Origin of the sequence: Vibrio salilacus (assembly GCF_002811245.1) — a bacterium.
GTDB classification, from domain to species: domain Bacteria; phylum Pseudomonadota; class Gammaproteobacteria; order Enterobacterales; family Vibrionaceae; genus Vibrio; species Vibrio salilacus.
The window spans coordinates 253,391-265,807 of the sequence record NZ_NIVQ01000001.1 but is presented as its reverse complement, the minus strand read 5'-3'; the positions used below and the strand labels follow the sequence as shown (position 1 = coordinate 265,807).

Below are 12,417 nucleotides of genomic sequence, written 5' to 3'. Positions count from 1 at the left end.
GGAAATCAACGAATCCGATGATTATTTAGCCGTCACCCACAGAATATGGGCATCTTTCTCACTGGTTGAAACCAACATATGGCCCATATTAGCGTCATAATAAACGCTGTCACCTTGGTTCATTTCAACCGGTTCATAGAACTCTGAATAGAACATAACCGAGCCAGACAGAATCAACAAAAATTCTTCACCGTCATGACGAACCCAATCACTGTACTCTTCAAAATTGCGGGCATGCACTTGGCTTTTGAACGGCATCATTTTTTTATTTGAAAGCTGTGTCGCCAACAGTTCATGTTCATACGTTGGCGTCGGATGCGGCTTTCCTTGGTCTGACTTAGTAATGTCCCTTCGCCCTGTTGCCACTTTTTTTCTTGGTGGCTCAAAGAGTTGCGGCATATCTATCTGCAAGCCCATCGCAAGTTTCTGCATTGCTTGAAACGTTGGGGAAATTTGTTCGTTTTCGATTTTGCTTAACGTTGAGCGAGCGAGTCCGGTTCGCTGACTGGCCTCTTCAAGGGTGATCCCTAACTTGCCACGAATCTCTTTTATACGTGGCCCTAGTTTCAGTGGCTCGATATTTTCATCAATAGACTCTTTTGCCAGAGTCAATGACGGGTACTCGTCATAGATATCTTCGGGCATGCTTCCCTCTTAAATATGTAGCTACATCCTGTGTGATTTTCATTGTGCACCAAGCGCATAGTAGAGGAAAGGTACGAACAACAAATAAACCGTGCTCTCGCTAACAAAAATAGAAACCTTGTTTCCAATAGGAAATTTTTTATTGATTGTTGTTACGACAACCGCTATGTTACCAACTTGTTAGTTGTAGAGATGCGATTTCCGACACCAAACGTTGGCTATTTTAACGCTTGGAATCGGCTTTCCCCACCATTTTGGGGTACAGAAATTCACCCTGCTCTTACGTAGATAAGAACAGTAATAAACGCAGAGCCAGCGAGAATCACTAAAGCACATAATAAGCTCGCTGGCACGAATGGAAGGTCATCTACCATGAACAAACCGTTTCAAAATCACAGCCTAGAGAATTTTTTCTCTACTAACCTTGCTGCTACAGACGACGCTGTTTTCGCCGGAATTCAGGCCGAGTTCACTCGTCAGAACGAACAAATCGAGCTTATCGCTTCAGAGAACATTGTCTCTAAAGCGGTAATGCAAGCCCAAGGCACTTGTCTAACCAACAAGTATGCAGAAGGTTACCCTGGCCGTCGTTATTACGGAGGTTGTGAACATGTTGATACGGTTGAAGCGATCGCCATTGAGCGCGCTAAGCGATTATTTAAGTGTGAATACGCAAATGTTCAACCTCATTCTGGCGCGCAAGCCAATGGTGCGGTGAAACTGGCACTACTACAACCGGGCGATACCATCTTGGGAATGTCGCTTGATGCAGGTGGCCATTTAACTCACGGTGCACGCCCTGCCCTATCGGGTAAATGGTTTAATGCCATTCAATATGGTGTTGATCGCGAAACACTAGAAATCAACTACGATGACGTGCGTGCTTTGGCTTTAGAACACAAGCCAAAAATGATCATTGCAGGCGGCAGTGCGATCCCTCGTATTATTGATTTTGCTAAGTTTCGCGCCATTGCCGACGAAGTCGATGCGATATTAATGGTCGATATGGCGCACATCGCAGGTTTGATTGCCACCGGTGCGCACCCAAGCCCACTGCCATACGCACACGTTGTTACTACGACAACACACAAAACGTTACGTGGCCCTCGTGGCGGCATGACCCTGACTAACCACGAAGACATCATCAAGAAAATCAATTCCGCCGTGTTCCCTGGTCTGCAAGGTGGCCCACTAATGCACGTTATCGCCGCTAAAGCCGTTGCCTTTGGCGAAGCGCTTGGCCCTGAATTTTCAACTTATATTGATTCAGTGATCAACAACGCAAAAGTTCTCGCTGAAGTATTGCAAACTCGCGGTTGTGACATTGTGACTGGCGGAACAGATACGCACCTAATGTTGGTTGACCTTCGCCCTAAGGGCTTGAAAGGTAATCAGACCGAAGAAGCATTAGAGCGTGCAGGGATCACATGTAACAAAAACGGCATCCCGTTCGATTCAGAGAAACCTATGATTACATCAGGCATCCGTTTAGGATCGCCTGCGGGAACAAGCCGCGGCTTTGGCGCTGAAGAATTCAAACTTATCGGCAATTGGATTGGCGACGTTCTGGATGGGTTAGTTGAAAACCCTGAAGGCAACGAAGCTGTCGAGCAACGCGTTCGCAAAGAAGTGAAACTATTGTGTGCTCGCTTCCCTCTTTACCAATAAACAATTTAATCAAAGTTATTTTTGGAGAATAAGCAATGGACAACACACTGAAGTTTGCAGATAGCCACGAGTGGGTACGTGACAACGGTGACGGTACGGTAACGATCGGTATTTCAGAACATGCACAAGAGATGCTTGGTGACGTCGTTTTCGTTGACCTTCCAGAAGTTGAAAGCGAGATAGAAGCCGGTGATAGCTTCTCACTGGTTGAGTCTGTTAAAGCCGCTTCAGATATCTACGCACCTATTACTGGTGAAATTGTAGAGATCAATGAAGAACTAGAAGATAGCCCAGAGCTTATTAACGAAGAACCTTATGAAGGCGGCTGGATTGTTAAAGTGAAGATGGCTGACCCATCTGAACTCGACAATCTAAAAGACGCGCAAGAGTACCTAAGCTCAATCGAAGACGAGTAATTAGGAACAATCGGAAAGCTGCCCCCCACTTTGGGTGGCAGCTTTTTTTCTAAGTTCGGACGTATAACCAGAGATATCAGTAACGATAGCCATAAGCCGAACACGGAGCAGGTAAAGGACAATGACTGAATTACTTCAAAGCCTCAGCACACAAAATGAGTTTGTTGCTCGCCACAACGGACCAAACCAATCTGATCAACAGAAAATGTTGGCCGCCATCCAGGCGACAAGCCTCGATGCCCTAATTGACGAAACGGTTCCGGCGCAAATTCGCCTTGAGCAACCCATGACGCTTGCCGAAGCAAAGAGCGAAGCGGACATGTTGGTTGCGATGAAACAGTTCGCCAACCAAAATCAAGTTAAGCGCACTTTCATTGGTCAAGGTTATTACAACACCTTCACACCCAATGTCATTTTGCGCAATGTACTAGAAAATCCAGGCTGGTACACCGCGTACACGCCTTACCAACCGGAAATTTCACAAGGCCGCTTAGAGTCACTGCTTAATTTCCAACAAATGGTGATGGACTTAACGGCAATGGATATTGCCAATGCATCACTGCTTGATGAAGCAACGGCCGCTGCCGAAGCGATGACACTCTGTAAACGCGCAGGTAAGAGCAAGAGCAAGGTGTTCTTCGTTGCTGATGATGTGCACGCACAAACCATCGAAGTGGTCAAAACTCGCGCAAAATACATTGGCTTTGACGTTGTCGTTGGCTCACTAGACTCGCTACCAGAGCAAGATGCCTTTGGCGCTTTAGTCCAGTACCCAGGTACAACGGGTGAAGTTCGTGATCTAACCGACCTCATTGCCAAAGCGCAAGCCAACAAAACACTGGTTACTGTTGCAACAGATTTACTGGCCTCAGCACTGCTTAAGCCAGCCGGTGAAATGGGCGCCGATGTGGTGATTGGCTCAACACAACGCTTTGGTGTACCGATGGGCTACGGTGGCCCACACGCCGCCTTTATGGCAACGCGTGATAAGCATAAACGTACTATGCCTGGTCGTGTGATTGGTGTTTCGATTGACTCGCATGGCAACCAAGCACTGCGTATGGCGATGCAAACCCGTGAGCAGCACATCCGCCGCGAAAAAGCGACGTCGAATATCTGTACTGCGCAGGCGCTACTGGCCAATATGGCTTCATTCTACGCGGTCTACCACGGTGCAGAAGGGCTACGTACGATTGCTCGTCGTACCCATCATATGACGGCGATCCTAGCAGCAGGTCTGACTAAGTCAGGCTTTGAGCTGGCGCACAACAGCTTCTTTGATACCATCACGATAAACTCGGCTGACCAAACTGAAGCGCTTTACGCCAAAGCACAAGCGGCGGACCTTAACCTTCGCAAGCTTGATGGCAAATTAGGGGTAAGTTTTGACGAAACAACCACGACTGAAGACATCAAGGCACTATTTGCCGTCTTTGGCGTGAAGCAAGACGTCTCTGCACTCTCTTCAGAAATCGCTGCCAACGAATTTGCCGCGATTCCAGAGTCACTACGCCGCACGTCGAAATACCTGACGCACCCTGTGTTCAATACGCACCACAGCGAAACGCAAATGATGCGTTACCTTAAGCAGCTTGAGAACAAAGACTTCTCACTGACACACGGTATGATCCCACTAGGTAGCTGTACCATGAAGCTTAACGCTGCTGCTGAAATGATCCCTGTGACTTGGCCAGAATTTGGCTCTATTCACCCGTTTGCTCCAGCAGATCAAGCCGCAGGTTACGCAGCACTTGCCAAAGATCTTAAAGAGAAGCTGTGTGAAATCACAGGCTACGATGCATTCTCATTGCAACCAAACTCGGGCGCATCAGGCGAGTACGCAGGTCTTATTGCCATTCAACGCTATCATGAAAGCCGTGGTGAAGGTCATCGAAACATCTGTTTGATCCCAAGCTCAGCGCACGGTACTAACCCTGCAACGGCGTCTATGGTGTCAATGAAAGTCGTCGTGGTGACATGTGATGACGAGGGCAATATCGACATCAACGATCTGGCAGCGAAAATTGAAAAGCACGCTAAAAACCTTTCTAGCATCATGATCACTTACCCTTCGACACACGGTGTATACGAAGAGCAAGTCAAAGAAGTGTGTGAAATGGTTCACGCCGCTGGCGGCCAAGTTTACCTTGACGGTGCCAACATGAACGCTCAGGTTGGTTTGACATCGCCTGGCTTCATTGGCTCTGACGTATCGCACCTTAACTTGCACAAGACTTTCTGTATCCCGCACGGCGGCGGCGGCCCTGGCATGGGACCTATCGGTGTTAAATCTCACCTAGCGCCATTCCTACCAGGACACATCGAGAACGGTGTTGAAGGCGAAGCGTTTGCCGTTGCTGCAGCCGACCTTGGCAGTGCATCAATTTTACCTATCTCGTGGGCTTATATTGCCATGATGGGTGAAGCTGGCCTGACAGACGCAACCAAAGTGGCGATTCTTAACGCCAACTACGTGATGGAGCGTCTGCGTCCGCACTATCCGGTTCTTTACCGTGGTAAAAACGGCCGCGTCGCGCACGAATGTATTATTGATATTCGTCCGCTTAAAGAAGAGACCGGGATCAGTGAGGAAGATATCGCTAAGCGCTTGATGGATTACGGTTTCCACGCGCCAACCATGTCGTTCCCAGTTGCGGGTACTCTAATGGTTGAACCGACAGAATCAGAAGATCTTGAAGAGCTAGACCGCTTCTGTGAGGCGATGATCGCGATTCGTGATGAGATGCGCAAAGTCAAAGAGGGTGAATGGCCACTGGACAACAATCCGTTAGTCAAAGCACCGCACACTCAAGTTGATCTTGCAAAAGAGCAATGGGATCGCCCATATTCTCGCGAGACAGGCTGCTTCCCATCGGTTGCAACTAAGTCTTGGAAGTACTGGCCAACGGTTAACCGCGTCGATAACGTCTACGGCGACCGCAACCTGATCTGTTCGTGCCCAAGTATCGACAACTACGAAGAGTAATTATCGCTTTTGATCACAGATAAACAAGTTGGAAACCGATAACTAAGTTAGAAACTAGCTTGAATAACAAAAGGCGAACCATTGGGTTCGTCTTTTTAGTTAGGATTAGGTTTAATTTAGTGTCGAGCCTGAACCATTCGATGATGAACAACCATGCTGCTGCTTTAAGTAGCAAGCTGACGTCACACTTCGTGTCAGAAAATTTTAAATTGATGACTAAAATCAGCATCTTCTATTGTTTGTGCTATACGTTAGTAAGTTAAACATAAAAACAAAAATTACTTGTTAAGTGAGCACTTAATGTCCAATGATGCTATTTATGACCAGGCGCCTTGGGTCAAACTCTACACTCCTGAACAACTGGCCTTACATCAAGGTCATGCTAATGCCAGCCATGCTTGGAATAGTATCCCAGAAATGCTGACTGAAGCTGCCGCAAAATACAGCCAACGTAAGGCCTTTACCACCTGCATGCCTAATGGCATGAACGGCAGCCTTACTTTTCGCCAGGTAGATGAAATGTCGACCGCTTTTGCCCATTACCTGCGCGGTGAACTTGGCTTAAAAATGGGGGATCGCGTTGCGGTTCAGATGCCAAACTGTTTAAGCTTACCGGTCGCGGTGATGGGAGTACTAAAATCCGGCTGCATTCTGACTAGTGTTAATCCACTTTACAGCCGACGTGAAATGAAACATCAATTCTGCGATGCCGGGGTCAAAGCGATTGTGATCTGCGATATGTTCACCGATAAACTGCAAGACATTATTAAACAAACTCCCATTCAGCATGTTGTCGTCGCCTCTTTAGCACAATGGTTTCCTCCTGTGGTGCGCGGCATTCTCAAGTTAGTATTACAATATTGGAACAAGGTAATCCCCACCCACCAACTGCCCCATCACTCCATCGACCAAGCCATTAACCTTGGCCAGCTTCACGATAAACACGATAATCTCAATGCCAAAAGCTATTGGCAAAGTTTGACTCGCGACGATACGGCAATACTGCAATATACAGGCGGTACCACAGGCATTGCAAAAGGCGCTATGCTCAGCCATGGTAACTTACTTGGTAACGTAGAGCAGATGGATAGCTTAGTCCAAGGGCATATCACTAGCGGCCAAGAAACAGTGCTCACTGCTCTACCGCTTTATCATATTTTTGCTTTCAGCGTTAACCTGTTAGAGTTTTGGCATCAAGGCGCGCACAATATTCTAGTACCGAGCCCAAGGCCAATTCAAAACTGTCAACGTGCGTTTGATAACTACCCCATCAGTTGGATGACCGGCGTGAATACCTTGTATAACGCCCTACTCAACGAAGAGTGGTTCACCACTTTTCCACCTAAGCAACTAAAAGCCGCTTTAGCCGGCGGCACAGCGTTACATGCCACGGTTGCTGAACGTTGGCAAACCGCCATTCACTGCCCTCTAGTCGAAGGTTATGGCCTGACAGAAAGCTCGCCAGTGCTCTGTTTTAATCCCTTGACCGATCCCCGTACCGACTGCATTGGCATTCCCACACCCGGCACTCAATTACGTTTGGTTGATGAAAAAGGTCATACCGTCCCACTTGGCAAGCCGGGTGAACTGATTGCCAAAGGCGTTCAAATTATGCAGGGCTACTGGCAACAACCTCAAGAAACGGCTCATGCGCTACGAGACGGTTGGTTATACACCGGGGATATTGCCATTATGCATCCCGATGGTCGACTACGGTTGGTCGATAGGAAGAAAGATCTGATCCTTGTCAGCGGATTTAATGTCTACCCCAATGAGGTTGAAGAAGTGATTGCTGGCTTAACGCAGGTGATGGAATCAGCGGTGATCGGCGTTCCCGACCCACTAACCGGTGAACAAGTTCAAGCTTATGTGGTGCTGCGTGAGCAAGGTTTGGATGCACCAACCTTGATTAAATATTGTAAAAAAGCACTTGCCGCTTATAAAGTACCCAGGAAAGTCGTTTTTGTTAATGAGCTACCGAAAACCCCTGTCGGCAAGGTCCTTCGCAAAGATGTTCGTGCCATTGCTCTTGGCCAACCCAACCTTTCAACTGATTAGGAGGCCACCATGTTAAGCGCTTTTGAAGAAACCTTATTATCGATGATGATGGTCATCATTATGTTTGGTATGGGCGCTAGTCTGACCTTTCGTGATTTTCGCATTGCATTCAAACACCCCCAAGCTATCGCTGTGGGATTCAGTTCGCAGTATGCACTGATGCCCTTTATTGCCTTCGCTTTGGCTTGGTTACTTAACCTTACTCCTGCACAAACCGTGGGCATGGTACTGATTGGTTGTATGCCCGGAGGGACGACTTCTAACATTTTCGCCTATTTTTCACGCAGCTTACTCAGCTTGAGTATTATGATGACTATTTGCTCGACAATCGCTGCCTTTGTGATGGTGCCACTGCTGATGCAATTCTATACCCACGGTATTGACGATGCCCTGCGTATTCCGCCCGATCAAATTGGGCGCCTGCTATTTGCGCTATTGATTCCCACTCTAATTGGCATCTGGCTGCGGCGCAAAAATGCCAACATTGGCGCAGTAATCGAGTTAACGGGAGGCGTATTAGGCGCTTTAGTCATTATATTCTTGCTTGTTACTTGGGTGCCACGCAACTGGCAATTGCTATTAACAACACACTGGACTGTTTATGTCGCGGTGATCATGGTTGGATTAATTGGCTTTAACTTTGGTTACCTCTTCTCACGTTTTTTAGGGCTAAATCCGCAAAAGTCTCGTACGGTATCCTTAGAAACCGGCATTCAAAATGGCCCTCTTGCTGCTTTGGTCGTTAGCCTGAGTTTCGTCGGTGAAATGCAGCAGCAAATCTTATTGATTCCCGTAATGTACTCGCTATTTATTGTCATCAACTCCACTGTTATCACTTTTTTTTACCGTAAGCAGACCTTTAGTGAAGAGCTGGCGCGCGATCAAGCGAAAATCGAACCCACGAACAACAGCTCTAAATAGTAAAGTGACAAAGTCCAGTTATTCATCCTTCGGCTATTTCGATATGACATATACGCACAGCATTACCCGAGCGTATATGTTATTGATTTGCCTAGAGGCTTGACTTTGAAGTATTCAAGGTCATACTTTTCAACACGTTATTCTTGCTCACCAAATGGTGTTTCAATGCCGCCGTTACATGCAGTGCTACCAAGGTGGTTAGTGTGGCACAACCGATACGATGAACCATAAAAAAGAACCCATTAACTTCAGCATTAGAAATTGGGGTTGGAATCGTAAACAGCCAAAAAAATAAGTAATCATGTTCCAGCATTAAAAAGCCACTGACAAACACTACAAACATCACAAGATAGATGACGCTATGTGCCAGTTTTGCAATGCTTTTCTGTGTGCTGGAAATCGTATTTGGTAACTCTGGACTCTGACGAAAGAAAGACCACAGCCAACGTATAACCAGTAACACAGCGGCAATAGTCGCGAACGACATATTAAGCGTCGACAAAACATGAAACAGTTGAGGCATATCCATAACAAACAACATGCCATAACCTGCAATTATGGTGTAGATAATGATCACTGCCATGATCCAGTGTAACCACTTACTCAAGGCATCATAGTATTGGGGCGAATTATTTTTGCGCTTGGATGAGTTATTTTGGGCGTGCAGAACCGCTTTCTGGTACTGACCAGACTCTAAGTTTGACATATTACCACCACAGGGTTTGCACGGGCATACGGCGAGTGAGAGGTATTCCCATGCTGAAGATTGAAGAAAGAACGGAAGGCATCAGCGCCTTCCGTCGTTCAAGTAGATTACAAGATGAGGTGAGTACTACTTGCTGACACTGATCATGTCGTTGAAGTAGTCAACTTGCTCTGCCATGCTCAAACCTTGGTTATTTGAACCTAGCGTCCACATAAAGAAACCACCGTAGCCGTTGTCTTTCTGCCATTTAGCACGGTCTAGGTTGTTTTGACGCGTTTCAACAAAGTTACCACCCGGTGCCCATTGACTGTTGATCGTGTTACCTAAAACAATTTTCGACTTATCTCCAATATATTCAGCATAGTTCGCCATCGCCACATCGTAGAGGAAGTTTCTACCTGCGTCATATGTCATTACGTTAAAGAAATCGAAGTCATTCTTGGTTGCTTTCAGCAAATCAATAACTTCTCCGTGGTGAGACGAACGGCCAGACTCTTCAATGTAAGAGCAGTTTTCAAATACGTTCGCGTTCGTACATTCAACTGGATCGGCACCGACGTGGTATGTTGTTAGAGACAGCACTTTCGTGTTACCCACTTTCTCGCGGATCAGTTTGATCAAGGCGGTCAGGTCTTGATTCTCTTTATCAGTAATTCGTGCTGCTTTTTCAAAGTCAAAATCCAAGCCGTCAATATGTACGTAACCCGCTAACTGGTACTTACTGTAATCACAGTTGCCATCTGGTTTCGATGTAAGACATTCGCCTTCCATCTCTTCTGGCTGCAAGTTCTTTTTGTATACAGGGAATGGCGTATGTACCAAATCAACCAATCCAGTTGCGACGGCTTCACGGCTTTGTGGCGTGCTGATCGCTGACCAAATGCTTTCGTACGTTTGACCACCGAACGCCACCATCATAGTCACGTTTTCATTGTCATGCTTAAGCGTTGACCAAGCTAGGTACTGTGTTGGCATCCAATCCGGATTGTAATCTGGTGGCGTTAGCATGCCATCAGAGATCGTGATGTTACCGCTCGCGTCCCACTTACCAAATGACAATAGGTAACCATCCCCCTCTGAGTTAAATAACTCTTCGTAATCATTCAAACCCCAAGATGTTAAATAGCTGATAGAGCGGTCTGAGTTATCAACTAAGCCGCCACCACCTGTACTTTCTTTAACGGTAATGTTGGACGTTGGTGAAGTTTGCTCTTGATTTATCGTATTGATCGCTTTTGCTGTGACGGCATAAGTACCCTGCTGTGCACCTAACCATTCATACTCATAAGGAGCTTCAGTGTCTCTGAACAGCTCATTACCATTTGCAATAAAGCTGACCGATGCGATGTCGCCTTCGTAGCTCTTCGCCTCTGCTTTGATTGAAATCGCACGACCTTCAAAGTAGCTCGAACCGTCCACTGGAGATGAAAGTGAGACCACCAAATCTTTATCTGTGATTGCGAGAGAAATAGGTGTTGCTTCTGCACTTGCCCCTTGGTCATCATAAGCGACGACGGTTAACGTGTATTGGCCTTCGTCCTGTGCAGGCACCGTGATGGTGTAAGTATCCCCCTGTGATGGAGTGCTTGATGTCGCCACCACTTGACCATTTAGTTGAACGTCAACGCGAGCGACTTCAGTATCGTCAGTTGCACTAACAATCACATCGAATGCTTGGTTTGGTGAAATTTTTTGTCCATCTTGAGGAGATTGAACATCCACCACTGGCACTGGGTTCGGATCACATTGTCCTACTTCGTCCCACGCCTCTTTCCACGCATCCGGATAATCTGGGTGACCGGTCCCCGGCGTCCAAACTGGGTTTCCACACCAACCGGCTACGGTACATGAATAGATGTTACCGATGTTGGTAACTTCATCACCCACCTTGTATGAAACGCCATTTTCGTATTGAGGAACATCGCCACAACTGGTGCCCGTGTCCGTCACAGTAATGGTTAGGCTCTTACGAGTAACATGTTGTTCGTCATCTTGAGCTTCTGCGCGAAGCGTTGTCGAACCTGCCGCTTGAGCAGTCCAGTCACATGAGAAGTCTTGCGTCGTTGCCGCATCAAGGCTGCACACTTCTGCATCATTAGCAAAGAACTTGACCGTTGCTAGGTCATCATCCACATCTGTGATATTTGCTGAAATCGAAATCGTGTCGCCTTTTTGGTGAGTAGAGCCTGCGTCTGGCGAGATAAACTCAATCACAGGAGGATTCGGCGCGGTAGATTCTGATTCAACCGTCACTTGCACTGATTGTTCTGTTAGCTTTTCGCCGCTCTCATTGAACGCCATCACTGTGATTGAAGCCGCGCCAATTTCCGTTGGAAGCCAAGCTTGTTGATATTGTGTTGTGCCTTCTACCACAGGTTGTTCTGTCAGCTTGGTGTTGTTGACCCAAAACTCTAGCTTGCTTGCGCCTTGCCCCTCTACACTGGTAATAATGTCAATATTTGCGCCAGTGTAGATCACTGAGTTTTCTGCAGGCGATAAGATATCCAACGAAAACTCTGGTGGAGGAATAACTTCACCATCCACTTTCACCACAACGGACTTTTCAAACGCATCGAGATCCTTCAGTTCACCGCCAAAAGAGATAGTTAACACCGCCGACTCACCAGCTGCCAACTCACTATCTACCCAAGAGCCTGCTGGGAACTGGAGCGTCACAGCGTTCAACACGCCGTCAGCTTGAGTCGTGTGGGTAATTTCCCAAGATGGGTATGAAAGATCATTTGACGCCCAACCGATATCGTTAATCGCAACTGGCAAAACAAATTCAATCACCGCTTCACGCATGTCTGCGCTGTCTGAGCCAGTGTTTTTGATGTCTAGCTTATAGGTGCTCCAGTATTCGCTTTCTGATTGTGCAACCGCATCGGTGCTGAACTCCGCCGCCATGGCTTGTGAAATTGGGTTCAACAATAAACCAGAACAAAGCATCGTTAACCCTAACGTACGATAACCAATGGAGTTTGTCTGGGTAGCACTGCTCTTTCTTAGATACATAA

8 protein-coding genes are annotated in these 12,417 nt (G+C 47.0%); 5 read left to right on the top strand and 3 right to left on the bottom strand.

The genetic code is table 11. From position 1 onward, the window contains the following. Positions 1-21: 21 nt before the first annotated feature. Positions 22-645 (bottom strand): helix-turn-helix domain-containing protein, encoded by a 624-nt coding sequence (locus CDZ87_RS01160; RefSeq protein WP_100751789.1) that lies wholly within the window; start codon positions 643-645, stop codon positions 22-24. A gap of 372 nt (positions 646-1,017) precedes the next feature. On the opposite strand from CDZ87_RS01160, the gene CDZ87_RS01155 reads away from it, so the two are divergent. From CDZ87_RS01155 to CDZ87_RS01130, 5 genes are all read left to right on the top strand, one after another. Next, on the top strand, positions 1,018-2,313 hold the full coding sequence (locus tag CDZ87_RS01155; protein WP_100751788.1) for a serine hydroxymethyltransferase: 1,296 nt from the start codon (positions 1,018-1,020) through the stop codon (positions 2,311-2,313). 35 nt (positions 2,314-2,348) lie between these two features. Continuing rightward, positions 2,349-2,729, top strand: coding sequence for a glycine cleavage system protein GcvH (gene gcvH / locus CDZ87_RS01150; RefSeq protein WP_100751787.1), 381 nt, complete (start codon positions 2,349-2,351; stop codon positions 2,727-2,729). Between the two features lie 121 nt (positions 2,730-2,850). After that, positions 2,851-5,715 (top strand): aminomethyl-transferring glycine dehydrogenase, encoded by a 2,865-nt coding sequence (gene gcvP / locus CDZ87_RS01145; RefSeq protein WP_100751786.1) that lies wholly within the window; start codon positions 2,851-2,853, stop codon positions 5,713-5,715. A 300-nt stretch (positions 5,716-6,015) separates the two neighbouring features. Then, positions 6,016-7,773: an AMP-binding protein gene (locus tag CDZ87_RS01135; protein ID WP_100751784.1), complete on the top strand. Its 1,758-nt coding sequence runs from the start codon at positions 6,016-6,018 to the stop codon at positions 7,771-7,773. 9 nt (positions 7,774-7,782) lie between these two features. Continuing rightward, the gene (locus tag CDZ87_RS01130) at positions 7,783-8,694 is read left to right on the top strand and encodes a bile acid:sodium symporter family protein (protein ID WP_100751783.1); all 912 of its coding nucleotides are present in this window, start codon (positions 7,783-7,785) and stop codon (positions 8,692-8,694) included. A 91-nt stretch (positions 8,695-8,785) separates the two neighbouring features. Here the strand turns inward: CDZ87_RS01130 and CDZ87_RS01125 are convergent, their stop codons facing one another. Continuing rightward, positions 8,786-9,400 (bottom strand): cytochrome b, encoded by a 615-nt coding sequence (locus CDZ87_RS01125; protein WP_100751782.1) that lies wholly within the window; start codon positions 9,398-9,400, stop codon positions 8,786-8,788. A gap of 126 nt (positions 9,401-9,526) precedes the next feature. Further along, positions 9,527-12,415 (bottom strand): Ig-like domain-containing protein, encoded by a 2,889-nt coding sequence (locus CDZ87_RS01120; protein WP_100751781.1) that lies wholly within the window; start codon positions 12,413-12,415, stop codon positions 9,527-9,529. Positions 12,416-12,417: the final 2 nt, after the last annotated feature.

Excerpts from the sequence above, each read along its gene's own strand:
- CDZ87_RS01155 (WP_100751788.1), top strand. The coding sequence starts at position 1,018 with ATGAACAAACCGTTTCAAAATCACAGCCTAGAGAATTTTTTCTCTACT.
- CDZ87_RS01135 (WP_100751784.1), top strand. The coding sequence starts at position 6,016 with ATGTCCAATGATGCTATTTATGACCAGGCGCCTTGGGTCAAACTCTAC.
- gcvH (WP_100751787.1), top strand. The coding sequence starts at position 2,349 with ATGGACAACACACTGAAGTTTGCAGATAGCCACGAGTGGGTACGTGAC.
- CDZ87_RS01130 (WP_100751783.1), top strand. The coding sequence starts at position 7,783 with ATGTTAAGCGCTTTTGAAGAAACCTTATTATCGATGATGATGGTCATC.
- CDZ87_RS01160 (WP_100751789.1), bottom strand. The coding sequence starts at position 645 with ATGCCCGAAGATATCTATGACGAGTACCCGTCATTGACTCTGGCAAAA.
- CDZ87_RS01125 (WP_100751782.1), bottom strand. The coding sequence starts at position 9,400 with ATGTCAAACTTAGAGTCTGGTCAGTACCAGAAAGCGGTTCTGCACGCC.
- CDZ87_RS01120 (WP_100751781.1), bottom strand. The coding sequence starts at position 12,415 with ATGTATCTAAGAAAGAGCAGTGCTACCCAGACAAACTCCATTGGTTAT.
- gcvP (WP_100751786.1), top strand. The coding sequence starts at position 2,851 with ATGACTGAATTACTTCAAAGCCTCAGCACACAAAATGAGTTTGTTGCT.